This window comes from Bradyrhizobium sp. LB11.1 (assembly GCF_040549385.1).
In the GTDB taxonomy this organism is placed as follows: domain Bacteria; phylum Pseudomonadota; class Alphaproteobacteria; order Rhizobiales; family Xanthobacteraceae; genus Bradyrhizobium.
Genome location: NZ_JBEPTH010000002.1, coordinates 210,001 through 224,399, shown reverse-complemented (window position 1 = coordinate 224,399; position 14,399 = coordinate 210,001). Strand labels below are relative to the sequence as shown.

Sequence of the window (14,399 nt, the reverse complement as noted above, 5' to 3'; positions counted from 1 at the left end):
CTCCGGATAGGCTAGGTCAGTTCGCGATCTACGATTTCAACCCGGTCGGGGGCACCGTATAGCGCGTTGCGTGGCTGCCGACGAGGGCTGTGGAACGCACCGAGGCCCCCGCGTCGATCAGGGCAGCCTTGATTTTGTCGATGCTGGTCGCGCTCGTGACCGAGACCAGAAGTGCCGCGCCGTCGAAGGCGGTATCGGGCACTGCCACGATCTCGGCGAGCGGCGACAGCGCCCGCGCGACCTCGGCGTTCCACCCTGATACGCGCACGCTGAAGGTTTCGACCTCCGTCACCACGGCGCTGTCGGCGACGCGCGAGACCGCGAACACGGGCAGCGCCGCCGGATGATCGGCGCGCTCGACGAAGGGCAGCCGTGCAATGATCTTCGGCGCGCCGTCTGATTCCAGCTCCAGCCACCACGGCGTGCGGCTCGACGTCGCCGAGACCAGCGCCAGATCGCCCTTGGACTTCGCCACCGCCTCGACCGCAGCCTGCGCGCTGAAATGCGCGACGTAAGGAACCGTGAAGCCGAAATGGAAGCGCACGGAATCACGCATCGCCGGCTCGCTCACCGAGATGTCGGCATGCACGGAGAACGGCGCCTGGACATAGGTGAACGTGGAGATGATGACGCGCCAGATGCTCTCGACCGTGTCGAGCGGGAGGATGCCGCGATGGCGCTGCACGATGTCACGCATCATGGACGCCTCGCGCGCCGGGCGGAACGCCGAGCCGACCTCCTGGGTCTGCTTCACCTGGATCAGGCGGTCGATGATGTCGCCGCGCTGCATCAACAGGCGGTGCATGCCCTCGTCGATCGCGTCGATCTCCTTGCGCAATTCCTGGAGCGATGGTGGCGCGGGCGGACGTTGGGACATATCTGACAAGGTTGCTGAGAGGCATTCCAAATGCGGGCGGGCAAGCCGGATCCGCTGCGGGTCAATGTCCTGATTAGGCAGTCAGGGCGGCGAAAGCAAAGGCCTTTTTGGCCGGCGCATCAGGGATGATTTTGGCGAATCCGGACCGCGACTTGACGAAAACCGCCCAAGACAGTAGGTTTTGCCTGTTCCGTGGTCATTTGAGCCGGCCGGCTTGCAGCCACGTTAAAAAACTCGCTAAACAGGCCGGGGACGTTTTCGATCCCGGCCGAACCTATCGTTCAGGCCGGGTTTTTTATGGCCTGATTTCATCGCGGTCAAAAGTCTGATCGCAAACGAGGTCGATGGTCAGATGGTTGGCGTCAAGTCTGTCCCCAGTCCCGCGATCAGTGCCGACGATCGGTCGCATGAGGTCGATCATCCGAGTTCAGAGGTCGCGCAGTTCGGCGCCGACCAGCCGCTGCGGCTCGATTGCGGCATCGATCTCACCCCGTTCCAGATCGCCTACAAGACCTATGGCGAGCTCAACGCCGATCGCTCCAACGCCGTGCTGATCTGCCATGCGCTGACCGGCGATCAGCACGTCGCCAATGTGCACCCGGTCACCGGCAAGTCCGGCTGGTGGGATACGCTGGTCGGCGCAGGTCGACCGCTCGATCCGAGCCGCTACTTCATCATCTGCGCCAACGTGATCGGCGGCTGCATGGGCTCGACCGGCCCGGCCTCGATCAATCCCGCGACCGGCAAGGTGTGGGGCCTGGATTTTCCCGTCATCACCATTCCCGACATGGTGCGCGCGCAGGCGATGCTGATCGACCGGCTCGGCGTGGACACGCTGTTCGCTGTCGTCGGCGGCTCGATGGGCGGCATGCAGGTGCTGCAATGGACCGCGGCCTACCCCAAGCGCGTATACTCGGCGCTGGCGATTGCCTGCTCGACGCGGCACTCGGCGCAGAACATCGCCTTCCACGAGCTCGGTCGTCAGGCCGTGATGGCCGATCCCGACTGGCATAATGGCGCCTACGCCGATCAGGGCATCCATCCGCATCGCGGCCTCGCGGTCGCGCGCATGGCGGCGCACATCACTTATCTCTCGGACGCGGCGCTGCATCGCAAGTTCGGCCGCCGCATGCAGGACCGCGAGCTGCCGACCTTCTCGTTCGACGCCGACTTCCAGGTCGAGTCCTATCTGCGCTACCAGGGCTCGTCCTTTGTCGAGCGCTTCGACGCCAACTCCTATCTCTATCTGACCCGCGCGATGGACTACTTTGACATCGCCGGCGACCATGGCGGCGTGCTTGCGAAAGCGTTCGCGGACATCCAGACGCGCTTCTGCGTGGTCTCCTTCACCAGCGACTGGCTGTTCCCGACCTCGGAATCGCGCGCGCTGGTCCATGCGCTGAATGCGTCGAGCGCGCGGGTGTCGTTCGCCGAGATCGAGACCGATCGCGGCCACGATGCCTTCCTGCTCGACGTGCCCGAGTTCTTGGACATCTCCCGCGCCTTCCTGCAATCGGCCGGCAAGGCGCGCGGGCTCACCGGCAAGAACACTGACAGGAACGACTGACAAGGACGGCTAGCGATGTCTGTACAGGAAGTGCTGCCGCTCAACGGCCTCGCTGCGGAGCAGTCCGGCCCATTTCGCGCCGACCATCTGCTGGTCGCCGAGATGGTCAAGCCGGGATCGAAAGTGCTCGACGTCGGCTGCGGCGAGGGCGATCTGCTTCAGCTGCTGGAGACCCGCGGCATCGACGGCCGCGGCATCGAGCTGTCGCGCGAGGGCGTCAACCGCTGCGTGGCAAAAGGCCTCGCGGTGGTACAGGGTGATGCCGACACCGACCTGGTGAATTATCCGGATGACGCCTTCGATTACGTGATCCTGTCGCAGACGCTGCAGGCGACGCGACAGCCGAAGGTGGTGCTTGAGAATCTCCTGCGCATCGGTCGCTGCGCCATCGTCTCGTTCCCGAATTTCGGCTTCTGGCGGATGCGCCTCCAACTCCTGGTCGGCGGCCACATGCCGCGCACGGAGAATCTGCCGGCCAGCTGGTACGACACCGCCAACATCCATTTCTGCACCATCAAGGACTTCGTTGAGCTTTGCGACACCATCGGCGTCAAGATGGAGCGCGCCGAAGCGCTCGACCTCTACGGCCGCCCGCTGCGGTTGCGGTTGCCGTGGTGGGTGTGGAATCTGTTCGGCGAGCAGGGCGTGTTTTTGCTCAGCCGCGGACAGGGGAAGTAGTCGTTACTCGTCAGGTCTATCCACCGTCATTGCGAGCGCAGCAAAGCAATCCAGAATCTTTTCCTCGAAGGTCGTCTGGATTGCTTCGGCGCAAGGGCTCCTCGCAATGACGGAGCATGTGGTAACGCCTTCGCTCTAATGCGCCGCCAGCGACCGCGGATCGCGCACCGGCCACCGTCCTGCTTCCACCAGCGTCACGAACCGCTCCACACTTTCATTGAACAGCGCGGGCTCCTCGAGATTGAGCACGTGGCCGGACTTGGGAAACATTGCGAGGCCTGCGGCCGGAAGATGCTTCTTGAGGAACAGGCTCGCCCCGACGCATGGATCGTCCTCGTCACCGCAAATGATCAGCGTCGGCGTTGCCACGCCTCGGATCGCGCCCGTCATGGTGTAGATCGACGGCCGTCCGCCCTGGAAACCGCGCATCGTGTTGGCTGAACCCTTGGAATCGTGCCGTGCCAGCGCGGCATAGAAATCGGCGTGGCCGCGCGGGTCCTTCACCAGGAAGGGAATCCGGCTCGGCGCCTCGCGCGTGACCTTGGCGATCTCGGCGGAGCCGAGCGTCTCGAACTGCTCGGAATTGGCGCGGCACTGCTTGCGCCAATTTTCGAGGTTCTCGATCTCTGACCCCGAGCCGACGCCGGCGAGTGTCATCGACAACGCGCGCTGCGGCGCGTTCAATCCGATCTGGAGCGATGAATAGGCACCCATCGAGAGGCCGACGAGATGCGCGCGCTCGATCTTGAGATGATCGAGCACCGCGAGCGCGTCGGTGTAGAAATGTTCGTAGGTGTAGGCCTCGCCATCAGGCACATCAGATGGCGTGTAGCCGCGCGCGGAATAGGTGATGCAGCGGTGGGCGCGCGAGAAGTAACGCATCTGCGGCTCCCAATTGGTGTAGTCAGCCGCGAACTCGTGCAGAAAAAGTATCGGCGTTCCCTGACCCGCTTCTTCGAAATAGATGCGGACATCGTCCCAGGTCGTGGCGTGGGGCATTAACTGTTTCCCTCTCTTCAAGCCGTGACTTCAGGATTGCAGTTAATGCTGTTGTCCGCAATGCGGCAGCCTCAAGCCAGCACTGACGCAAAATCATCGCAGCTATTCGCCGACGTGGCGTCTTTTTCTCGCCACATCGGGCGGCTTAACGGCCTTATCGATGTCGACCACCGCACCGGTCGATTGGGAAGTGGGGTGTCAAGAAGGATGAAGAATGTTTGAGTTGTTTGCGTCTCGCCTGTCGCGTTGTGTTGTCGCGCTGGCGCTGTTCTTCGCGGCGGTTGCCGCGTTCGTTTCTCCGGCCTCAGCGCGGCCGCATCATCGTCATAGCGCAGAGCGGCACGCTTACGTGCACCACGCCAGACATCATCATTATCGCCACCATGCACGCAGCTCGCGCTTCGAGCGCAGCGCGGAGCAATTGCAGGCGAGCAAGTTTGCCAACACCCAGGCCAGCTATGACCCGAATGCCAATGCAGGCGCGGGCGTGAGCGGCGGCTTTGGCGGTGGATCCGGTCTCGTGTCAGAGGCGCGCCGCTATATCGGCGGCAACCCGACCGGGCGTGGCAGCCTGTGGTGCGCGCGGTTCATGAACATGGTGCTGCAGCGCACCGGCCATCAGGGTACCGGCTCCGACATGGCGAGCTCATTCGCGCGTTATGGTACGCGTGTCTCCGGTCCGCAGGTCGGCGCCATTGCGGTGATGGGGCGGCGCGGCGGCGGTCATGTCGGCATCATCACCGGCATCGACGCCCAGGGAAATCCGATCATGATCTCCGGCAACAACGGCAACCGCGTCCGCGAGGCGCCGATCTCGCGCGGCCGGATCTATGCGTATGTGATGCCGAATTGACGTTCGTCATTGCGAGGAGCTCTTGCGACGAAGCAATCCAGACTGTCTCAGCGGGTAGATCTCTGGATTGCTTCGCTGCGCTCGCAATGACGGAGGCTGTTGCGGCAGCGGTGCCCCGTCACACCAATCTCGGCTCCTCTACCGCGACCGCGTCGCCCACGCCGATCTCGCCGTCCGCCACCACCTCGGCATAGACGCCGCAATCCATGTGGCCGAGATTGCGCGACAGCGTCGGTGGTATCTCGAGATCGCGCGCGGCCGTCTCCGGATCGACGTTGACGGCCGGGCAGCGGACGATGCGCTTGACCACTTTCAGCCGGGCCTGGCCGATCGCCAGCGTCTGGCCCACGAGGTCCAACTCGGACCAGGCCGGCCAGCCCTTCACGTAGAGATTGGCGCGGAAGCGCAGCGGATTGACGGCGGCGCCGCCGAGCATGGTCTCGATGGCGCGGACGCTGTTGAGATTGATGATGGACACGACCTTGCGGGCGACGTCGGAAAAGCTGTGGCCCCTGCCGGAGAGCACCTTGGGCGGACCCTTCAGCTCCGGCTGAAAGTTCTCTGCGAAGTAGTCCTCGATGGCGGCGCGCCCGGCCGCGGTTTCGAGATCGCCGCTGGCGACGATCCGGCCGTCCTTGCGGATGGTGAGGCTGTTGGTCGCGTCCTCGAAATGGCTGTCGAGCGAAGCGAGCCGCTCATTGCGGGCCAGCATCAAAAACTGGATCTTCGGCTTCCACTCGGGGGCCTCCGGGTCGAACCCGCTCGGGCCGTTCTCGATGGCGTAGCGGCGGTCGGACGGCAGGGTCCGGCCGGTTCGCAAGGGGACCCGGGGCAGGGATTCCGGCGTCAGGCCCTTGATCGGGTAGCGGTAAAGGCCGGTGATCTCGGCAGTGTGGCCGACTGTTTTTGCGCTGGCGTTCATGGGCCTACTTAGGGGATTCGACCGGCCCGCGCCAAGCAGGCGGATCAGCGCACGAAATTGTGAACTCGCCTCTTCCGATCCGAGGGCACGCTTCCCACATCTGGGTCAGGCCGGCGCCAGCGCCGGCTGATAACGACCGCTGTTGGTTGAGGACCATCAACGTATCAAGCGGAAACCCAGTGAAGATGCCGTTTGGGGTGCCTTAGAGGGCTCCAGGGGCAGGCCGAGGGAAAGAAAAGACCATGAATATCGACAAATATACCGAACGCTCCAGGGGCTTCGTTCAGTCCGCGCAGTCGCTTGCGGTGCGCGAGGGGCACCAGCAGTTTTCGACCCTGCACGTCCTGAAAGTCCTGCTGGACGACAATGAGGGCTTGGCCTCCGGTTTGATCGACCGCGCCGGCGGCAATTCCCGCGCAATTCTGAAGGCGACCGAAGAGGCCCTCAACAAGGTGCCGAAGGTCAGTGGCGGCGGTGCCGGCCAGATCTATCTGGCGCCGGAGCTCGCCCGCACCTTCGACGTAGCTGAGAAGGCCGGCGAGAAGGCCGGCGACAGCTTTGTCACCGTCGAGCGGCTGCTGCTCGGCCTCACGCTGGAGAAGATCAGCGAGGCCGGCACGATTCTCGCCAAGGGCGGCGTCACCCCGCAAAATCTCAACGCGGCGATCGAGGCACTGCGCAAGGGCCGCACCGCGGACTCCGCAACCGCGGAGAACGCCTATGACGCGCTGAAAAAATATGCCCGCGACCTCACCCAGGCTGCGCGCGACGGCAAGCTCGACCCGGTCATCGGCCGCGACGAGGAGATTCGCCGGACGATTCAGGTGCTCTCGCGCCGGACCAAGAACAATCCCGTCCTGATCGGCGAGCCCGGCGTCGGCAAGACCGCCATCGCGGAAGGCCTCGCGCTGCGTATTGTCAACGGCGATGTGCCTGAGAGCCTCCAGGACAAGAAGCTGCTGTCGCTCGACCTGGGCGCACTGATTGCGGGTGCGAAATACCGCGGTGAGTTCGAGGAGCGGCTGAAGGCCGTGCTCCAGGAAGTCACCGCGAGCGACGGTAATTTCATCCTGTTCATCGACGAGATGCACACGCTGATCGGTGCGGGCAAGGGCGACGGTGCGATGGACGCCTCCAACCTGCTCAAGCCCGCGCTTGCGCGCGGCGAGCTGCACTGCATCGGCGCGACCACGCTCGACGAGTACCGCAAGCATGTCGAGAAGGATGCGGCGCTGGCGCGGCGTTTCCAGCCGATCTTCGTCAGCGAGCCCTCGGTCGAGGACACGATCTCTATCCTGCGCGGCCTGAAGGACAAGTACGAGCAGCACCATGGCGTGCGGATCACCGATTCCGCGCTTGTTGCGGCCACGACATTGTCCAACCGCTACATCACCGACCGCTTCCTGCCCGATAAGGCGATCGACCTCATGGACGAGGCGGCCGCGCGGCTGAAGATGCAGGTCGATTCCAAGCCGGAAGAGCTGGATTCGCTCGACCGCGAGATCATCCGGCTCAAGATCGAGCAGGAAGCGCTCAAGAAGGAAAGCGATCTTGGCTCCAAGTCGCGTCTCGAGACGCTTCAGAAGGAGCTGGCCGAGCTTGAGGAGAAGTCCGCGGCGCTGACCTCACGCTGGAGTGCGGAGAAGAACAAGCTCTCCGACGCCCAGAAGCTGAAATCCGAGCTGGACGCCTTGCGCGTCGATCTGGCCGACGCGCAGCGGCGCGGCGAATTCCAGAAGGCGGGCGAGCTGGCCTATGGCCGGATCCCGCAGCTCGAGAAGCAGCTTGCCGACATCGAGGCGCGTGAAAACTCCGGCGAGATGATGGAGGAGGCTGTTACCGCCAACCACATCGCGCAGGTGGTCTCGCGCTGGACCGGCGTGCCCGTCGACAAGATGCTGGAGGGCGAGAAGGAGAAGCTCCTGAAGATGGAGGAGCAGCTCGGACAGCGTGTCGTCGGCCAAGCTGAGGCCGTGCGTGCGGTCGCGACCGCCGTGCGCCGATCGCGCGCGGGCCTGCAGGACCCGCACCGGCCGACCGGTTCGTTCATGTTCTTGGGCCCCACGGGCGTCGGCAAGACCGAGCTGACCAAGGCGCTCGCCGAGTACCTCTTCAACGACGAGACCGCGATGGTCCGCCTCGACATGTCCGAATACATGGAGAAGCATTCGGTCTCGCGGCTGATTGGCGCGCCTCCGGGCTATGTCGGTTATGACGAGGGCGGCGCGCTGACCGAAGCGGTGCGGCGCCGGCCTTATCAGGTCGTGCTGTTCGACGAGATCGAAAAAGCCCATCCGGACGTTTTCAACGTCCTGTTGCAGGTGCTCGACGACGGCCGGCTGACCGATGGCCAGGGTCGTACCGTCGATTTCCGCAACACGCTGATTATCATGACCTCGAACCTCGGTTCGGAGTTTTTGGTGAATCAACCCGAGGGCGAAGACACCTCTGCCGTACGTGAACAGGTCATGGGGATGGTCCGGGGACATTTCCGCCCCGAATTCCTCAACCGCGTCGACGAGATCATCCTGTTCCATCGCTTGCAGCGGAGCGAGATGGGCCGGATCGTCGAGATCCAGTTCGCGCGCCTGCAGAAGCTGCTGATCGATCGCAAGATCGTGCTGACGCTCGACGCTTCGGGGCGCGACTGGCTCGCCGCCAAGGGCTGGGATCCCGCTTACGGCGCCCGGCCGCTGAAGCGGGTGGTCCAGCGCTACGTCCAGGATCCGCTCGCCGAGATGATCCTGGCCGGCGATGTCAGGGACGGAGACAGCGTCGCGCTCTCGTCCGAAGGCAATGTGCTGACCTTCAACGGCAAGGCGCCGCAGACCGCGGAGATCGCGCAGTTCGAGGCACCGGTGTCGAAGCGCAAGCTGAATTGAAGGCTGGCACTTGGGCAAAACGAAAAACGCCCCGGAGAGATTGTCCTCTCCAGGGCATTTCTTTTGACGTCGTCTGATCCAGGAAATTACCGGTTGCTGACCTGGAGCGGGCCGCCAGTGGCGTCCGACATGCGGGCGATGGCGCCGTTGCGGCCGCTCATCATGCCGTCGAGACGGTCGCGTTCCTTCTCGAAGCCCGCGAGCATCGGGCCTTCCAGCGAACGGCCGCGCGGCAGTTTCACGCGCATCGGGTCGACGAAGCGGCCGTTGACGAGAATTTCGTAGTGGACGTGCGGGCCGGTCGACTGGCCGGTCGAGCCGACGAAGCCAATGACCTGGCCCTGCCGCACCTTCTTGCCGGGCTCCATGCCCTTGGCGAAGGCCGACATGTGGCCGTAGGCGGTCTCGTAGCCGTTATTGTGCTTGATGCGGACGTATTTGCCGTAGCCGCCTTCGAGCTGGGCCTTCTCGATCACGCCGTTGCCGGCGGCGAAGATCGGCGTGCCATAGGCGGTGGCCCAGTCGACGCCGGTGTGCATCTTCACATAGCCGAGGATCGGATGGCGGCGGCCGCCGAAGCCGGAGCGCATGATGGCGGTGTTGACCGGCTTCCTGACCAGGAACTTCTTCGCGCTCTTGCCGGTCTCGTCGTAGTAGTCGACGACGCCGTCGTCGGGGCTCAGGTAGCGATAGTATTTCTTGGTCTCGCCGCCGATAGTGAGGGAGGCGAACAGCACATCGTTCTTGTCGACCGCCGTCGAGCCCTCGTCTTCGCCGGCGTAGAACACGTCGAACGAGTCGCCGGGCGCGACCTTGCGCTGGAAATCGACGTCGTAGGAGTAGATCTTGATCATGTCGTCGATGACCGGCATCGGCACTTTGTTGCGCATCGCGGTCTCGTAGATGCTCTGGTAGAGCCGCACGCCGCTGCCGTCATCATCCTCGTCGTCGTCGCTGTTGTTATTGGCCGTGGCGTCGGCGACGGTGTTCATGCTGGAAACATCGACCGCGACGTACTTGCCGAGATCGGACAGCGCCGCGATCGCCTCGACCATGGTGTCGTTGGCGACGACGACGCGGTAGGGCTGGAGGCGGGCGCCGGGGCTTGCGGGCGCCATCAGGATGCGGAGCTTTTCGCCTTCCTTCAGGCCGCCGTCGCGGCCGCGGGGGCCGAGCGTCGCCGCGATCGCCTTGATCTCGTCAGGCGTGGCGCCGAGATCGCGCAGCACGGAGCCGACGCTGTCGCCCTTCTTGACGAGATGAACGCGCTCGCCGTTGGGATTGCCGCCGGTGATCTGCTCCTTGGTCTTGGGCAGCAGCGTGACGTTTTCCGGCACCACGCGGGTCTCGAAACCGGCATAGGGATCGGACGGCGACACCTCGGTGGCGTAGGCCATCTTCATGTCGGAGGGGCCGGTCGCGCCGGAGACGTCGGCGGTAGCATTGGCGATGGATGCGTAGCGCACCCCGCCATTGCCGCGCCAATTGGCGGCATCGCGCACCCGCATCAGGATGTCGTCGAGCGCCACCACCGCGGAAATCTTGGCCTTCGGCAGCACCGACGAGAGGTCCTTGGTGACGAAGGAGACCTCGGCGTCGGGCTCGACGGCTTCTGGATTGTTCGGATCGTCAGCAGCAGTTTTCGGATCGGAGCCGACATCGGTGAGCAGACGCTGCGCGTTGAACGGCGGGATTTTCGCTGACAGATCGCTCGTCGTCATCGACAGATTGCCGGCGATCCGGATGAATGGGCGCACGCGCATCACGTCGCGGTTGCCGACGCGAGCGACCGTCGAGACGCGCACGATGTTGCGCGAGGCGGTGGAGTCGTTCGGCGGCGGCAGGCGGTCGCTCTTGTGCAGCGTGGCGGTGCGATCGGCACCACTGAACGCACCACGGAGCGCGCCTTCGACCCGTTCCGGCACCTTGGCGAAGGTCATTTCGCCGTCGAGAGATGCGAAAACGGCGCCGCCGATCAAGGCTGCGCCGCAGAGTCCGGTCAGAATTGTGCCGCTAAACCATTGCACCGAGACGCGACGGCGATCGATGACGGCGGCCTCGGAACCATCGACGGAAAGCGGCGGCTCGTGGCCGAGATCGATGATCCCGGTCTCACGCCCGTAAGCGCCGCGTGACGTCCTCTGGTTCAACCCAAGTCCCCCAATCAACGACCCAAGACCCTCGCTTCGCGCCTTTCCCCGCTCGCCCTCTTGCAGGGGGATCGCGGTAAAAGCCGTGCCGCACAGCAGCTCGTGCTCAGAAGGCCCCAAGCTGGGGCCCGGCCGAAATTACGAACAGCAAGGCAGGTGAAGGTCTCTCGATGTCTTTCGAATGTCCGAAGAAGGCCGCGTCACCGTCGGATAGCCTTCTCTGAACCCCACGAAAATCGCCGGCAGCCCCCACTGGCGTCCCCGCGATTCAAGCTTGTCTCATACCAGAACGCCGCGGGATTGTGGCTCTAGTACGGCGCCTAACATGGAAAAAGTTTCCTGAACGGCTGGGCGCAAGGGCCTCAGGGAGAGAGACGCCGTAGGCCGCTTTCGGAGCCCACTCTGGAGCCCTTCCCGAGCCCCCTCGGAGGCGAACTTTTTTTCAGATTTTTTGCGGTGCGGCTTCGCCCCGCTCATTCTGTGGTCGTCTAGTGCGCTGGAATCGCTGGATTATTTTCAACAATCCACTGTGCGACGATTTGTTGACGATGGGCGTTGACAATCCCCGGCGGGGGGGCCTATAACCCGACCACTGAGCGCGGCGCCGCCGGGTCACTGACCAAGGCGAGCGAACGCGCCACTGATGCTCCTCACCTCGTTGAGTGCACAACAGCCGACACAAATCGGTTGGAGTTCATTCGTCGCCGGTAAGGGTGTCGGAACCCTTCCACTCTGGAAGGTTGGGGCCTCCTGGTCCCGGGCTGTTTGACAAGTGAAGATGAAGAAAGAGAAACGTGGACGGCGGAGTCCTTGCGGGTCTCGCATTTGAAAAGCTTCGGCTTTTCGGATCGGGACCGGACGAAAGACTTCGGCGGTACACGTTTCAAAGGAAACACCATCGTTGCCAGCGATGTGAATCGCAGGCAGCACATCGATTTCGGTCGATGAAAAAATGGTGGGACCTCGTCAAACGTTGTGATCAGCCGGTTCAAAGTTCAAGTCCAACTTGAGAGTTTGATCCTGGCTCAGAGCGAACGCTGGCGGCAGGCTTAACACATGCAAGTCGAGCGGGCGTAGCAATACGTCAGCGGCAGACGGGTGAGTAACGCGTGGGAACATACCTCTTGGTTCGGAACAACACAGGGAAACTTGTGCTAATACCGGATAAGCCCTTACGGGGAAAGATTTATCGCCGAGAGATTGGCCCGCGTCTGATTAGCTAGTTGGTAGGGTAATGGCCTACCAAGGCGACGATCAGTAGCTGGTCTGAGAGGATGATCAGCCACATTGGGACTGAGACACGGCCCAAACTCCTACGGGAGGCAGCAGTGGGGAATATTGGACAATGGGGGCAACCCTGATCCAGCCATGCCGCGTGAGTGATGAAGGCCCTAGGGTTGTAAAGCTCTTTTGTGCGGGAAGATAATGACGGTACCGCAAGAATAAGCCCCGGCTAACTTCGTGCCAGCAGCCGCGGTAATACGAAGGGGGCTAGCGTTGCTCGGAATCACTGGGCGTAAAGGGTGCGTAGGCGGGTTTTTAAGTCAGAGGTGAAATCCTGGAGCTCAACTCCAGAACTGCCTTTGATACTGAAGATCTTGAGTCCGGAAGAGGTGAGTGGAACTGCGAGTGTAGAGGTGAAATTCGTAGATATTCGCAAGAACACCAGTGGCGAAGGCGGCTCACTGGTCCGGTACTGACGCTGAGGCACGAAAGCGTGGGGAGCAAACAGGATTAGATACCCTGGTAGTCCACGCCGTAAACGATGAATGCCAGCCGTTAGTGGGTTTACTCACTAGTGGCGCAGCTAACGCTTTAAGCATTCCGCCTGGGGAGTACGGTCGCAAGATTAAAACTCAAAGGAATTGACGGGGGCCCGCACAAGCGGTGGAGCATGTGGTTTAATTCGACGCAACGCGCAGAACCTTACCAGCCCTTGACATGTCCAGGACCGGTCGCAGAGATGTGACCTTCTCTTCGGAGCCTGGAACACAGGTGCTGCATGGCTGTCGTCAGCTCGTGTCGTGAGATGTTGGGTTAAGTCCCGCAACGAGCGCAACCCCCGTCCTTAGTTGCTACCATTTAGTTGAGCACTCTAAGGAGACTGCCGGTGATAAGCCGCGAGGAAGGTGGGGATGACGTCAAGTCCTCATGGCCCTTACGGGCTGGGCTACACACGTGCTACAATGGCGGTGACAATGGGACGCTAAGGGGCAACCCTTCGCAAATCTCAAAAAGCCGTCTCAGTTCGGATTGGGCTCTGCAACTCGAGCCCATGAAGTTGGAATCGCTAGTAATCGTGGATCAGCACGCCACGGTGAATACGTTCCCGGGCCTTGTACACACCGCCCGTCACACCATGGGAGTTGGTTTTACCTGAAGACGGTGCGCTAACCAGCAATGGAGGCAGCCGGCCACGGTAGGGTCAGCGACTGGGGTGAAGTCGTAACAAGGTAGCCGTAGGGGAACCTGCGGCTGGATCACCTCCTTTCTAAGGATGATCCTTCAGCGAGCTTCGGCTCACTATCGGATCGTTTTAGAAACATCAGTGGCCAACGGTCGTCAGGATCGTTGAGCTGCATTGGCGGGATTTCGCCGTCTACGTTTCTCTTTCTTCGCGGACGAACACGCGCTGGGCCTGCATGGTTGCGGGATCCCGGTCCTTAACTGGATATGCGTTAGGGGCTTGTAGCTCAGTTGGTTAGAGCGCGCGCTTGATAAGCGTGAGGTCGGAAGTTCAAGTCTTCCCAGGCCCACCAGCCTTCGCGCTTCGCTGCTTCGGCTAGGCAAGCCCTTCGATAGGAAGGCTGCCACGCCGTAGCCTAGGCGAAGGCGGGCTAATCAAACGAGCATTCGTCTTCTGGTTACGGGGCCATAGCTCAGCTGGGAGAGCGCGTGCTTTGCAAGCATGAGGTCGTCGGTTCGATCCCGTCTGGCTCCACCAGATGGTTTGATTGCCGGCGCAGCTTGCACCTAAATCGTCCGCGATACATCACTTCGCACTCACTAGTCCGGATGGACAGTGACGTGCGTGTTTTCTGACATTGTAAAGAGGAGATCGATCCGAGTTGGATCGTGCAGCAAGCAATTGCTACGCGATACTTCATTATCTCCGGATCATTTCGGCGCTCGTGCGTCTTTCAAGGCAGCTCACAAGGCTGCGCTGAGAGACAAGCGAGTTGTAAATGATCCTTTTAGCGAAGCTTGACCGCCTCGCTATCGGAACGATCTTACGAAGCAAGCTGGTCTTTCTAATCATTGTCCGGCTGCAGATAGCGTTCATCGAGGGCGCGTGCCTTAGAGATTTCGATCTCTTGGCAATTCTGCAGACAACATTCTGCCGAGTGTGTGGACATTGATAATGAGAGCAATCAAGTGCCTTAAGGGTGTTCGGTGGATGCCTTGGCGCTGAGAGGCGATGAAGGACGTGCTACGCTGCGATAAGCCGTGGGGAGCTGCGAAGAAGCTTTG

8 protein-coding genes, 2 tRNA genes, 2 rRNA genes and 1 riboswitch (1 of these 13 running past the window's edge) are annotated in these 14,399 nt (G+C 62.2%); of the genes, 8 read left to right on the top strand and 4 right to left on the bottom strand.

What is annotated here, in order from left to right:
• Positions 1–28 precede the first annotated feature (28 nt).
• Positions 29–877 (bottom strand): chorismate mutase, encoded by an 849-nt coding sequence (locus ABIA96_RS04920; RefSeq protein ID WP_354135900.1) that lies wholly within the window; start codon positions 875–877, stop codon positions 29–31.
• Between the two features lie 182 nt (positions 878–1,059).
• Positions 1,060–1,139, top strand: a riboswitch (SAM riboswitch).
• 90 nt (positions 1,140–1,229) lie between these two features.
• Here ABIA96_RS04920 and metX point away from each other — a divergent pair.
• The gene (gene metX, locus ABIA96_RS04915; RefSeq protein WP_354135899.1) at positions 1,230–2,444 is read left to right on the top strand and encodes a homoserine O-acetyltransferase MetX; all 1,215 of its coding nucleotides are present in this window, start codon (positions 1,230–1,232) and stop codon (positions 2,442–2,444) included.
• 15 nt (positions 2,445–2,459) lie between these two features.
• Complete coding sequence (metW, locus tag ABIA96_RS04910; RefSeq protein WP_354135898.1) at positions 2,460–3,122, top strand: methionine biosynthesis protein MetW; 663 nt, start codon at positions 2,460–2,462, stop codon at positions 3,120–3,122.
• 135 nt (positions 3,123–3,257) lie between these two features.
• On the opposite strand, the gene ABIA96_RS04905 is transcribed toward metW, so the two are convergent.
• Entirely contained in the window at positions 3,258–4,121 is an 864-nt protein-coding gene (locus ABIA96_RS04905; RefSeq protein WP_354135897.1) for an alpha/beta fold hydrolase, read from the bottom strand.
• A 214-nt stretch (positions 4,122–4,335) separates the two neighbouring features.
• On the opposite strand from ABIA96_RS04905, the gene ABIA96_RS04900 reads away from it, so the two are divergent.
• Positions 4,336–4,974 (top strand): NlpC/P60 family protein, encoded by a 639-nt coding sequence (locus tag ABIA96_RS04900; RefSeq protein ID WP_354135896.1) that lies wholly within the window; start codon positions 4,336–4,338, stop codon positions 4,972–4,974.
• Positions 4,975–5,092: 118 nt separating this feature from the next.
• Here the strand turns inward: ABIA96_RS04900 and ABIA96_RS04895 are convergent, their stop codons facing one another.
• A complete protein-coding gene (locus ABIA96_RS04895; RefSeq protein ID WP_354135895.1) occupies positions 5,093–5,896 on the bottom strand; it encodes an MOSC domain-containing protein in 804 nt (267 codons plus the stop codon).
• 242 nt (positions 5,897–6,138) lie between these two features.
• On the opposite strand from ABIA96_RS04895, the gene clpB reads away from it, so the two are divergent.
• Positions 6,139–8,778, top strand: a complete 2,640-nt coding sequence (clpB, locus tag ABIA96_RS04890) for an ATP-dependent chaperone ClpB (protein WP_354135894.1) — start codon at positions 6,139–6,141, stop codon at positions 8,776–8,778.
• Between the two features lie 86 nt (positions 8,779–8,864).
• Here clpB and ABIA96_RS04885 read toward each other — a convergent pair whose 3' ends face one another.
• The gene (locus ABIA96_RS04885) at positions 8,865–10,928 is read right to left on the bottom strand and encodes a peptidoglycan DD-metalloendopeptidase family protein (protein WP_354135893.1); all 2,064 of its coding nucleotides are present in this window, start codon (positions 10,926–10,928) and stop codon (positions 8,865–8,867) included.
• A gap of 1,002 nt (positions 10,929–11,930) precedes the next feature.
• Between ABIA96_RS04885 and ABIA96_RS04880 the strand changes: the two genes are divergently transcribed.
• From ABIA96_RS04880 to ABIA96_RS04865, 4 genes are all read left to right on the top strand, one after another.
• Positions 11,931–13,419 (top strand): 16S ribosomal RNA (locus ABIA96_RS04880).
• A 191-nt stretch (positions 13,420–13,610) separates the two neighbouring features.
• A tRNA-Ile gene (locus tag ABIA96_RS04875) sits at positions 13,611–13,687 on the top strand.
• A 109-nt stretch (positions 13,688–13,796) separates the two neighbouring features.
• A tRNA-Ala gene (locus tag ABIA96_RS04870) sits at positions 13,797–13,872 on the top strand.
• A gap of 425 nt (positions 13,873–14,297) precedes the next feature.
• Positions 14,298–14,399 (top strand): 23S ribosomal RNA (locus ABIA96_RS04865) (it continues 2,771 nt past the right edge of the window).
• Together the 16S and 23S rRNA genes with 2 tRNA genes alongside form the textbook arrangement of a ribosomal RNA operon.

Excerpts from the sequence above, each read along its gene's own strand:
- ABIA96_RS04920 (WP_354135900.1), bottom strand. The coding sequence starts at position 877 with ATGTCCCAACGTCCGCCCGCGCCACCATCGCTCCAGGAATTGCGCAAG.
- metX (WP_354135899.1), top strand. The coding sequence starts at position 1,230 with ATGGTTGGCGTCAAGTCTGTCCCCAGTCCCGCGATCAGTGCCGACGAT.
- metW (WP_354135898.1), top strand. The coding sequence starts at position 2,460 with ATGTCTGTACAGGAAGTGCTGCCGCTCAACGGCCTCGCTGCGGAGCAG.
- ABIA96_RS04905 (WP_354135897.1), bottom strand. The coding sequence starts at position 4,121 with ATGCCCCACGCCACGACCTGGGACGATGTCCGCATCTATTTCGAAGAA.
- ABIA96_RS04900 (WP_354135896.1), top strand. The coding sequence starts at position 4,336 with ATGTTTGAGTTGTTTGCGTCTCGCCTGTCGCGTTGTGTTGTCGCGCTG.
- ABIA96_RS04895 (WP_354135895.1), bottom strand. The coding sequence starts at position 5,896 with ATGAACGCCAGCGCAAAAACAGTCGGCCACACTGCCGAGATCACCGGC.
- clpB (WP_354135894.1), top strand. The coding sequence starts at position 6,139 with ATGAATATCGACAAATATACCGAACGCTCCAGGGGCTTCGTTCAGTCC.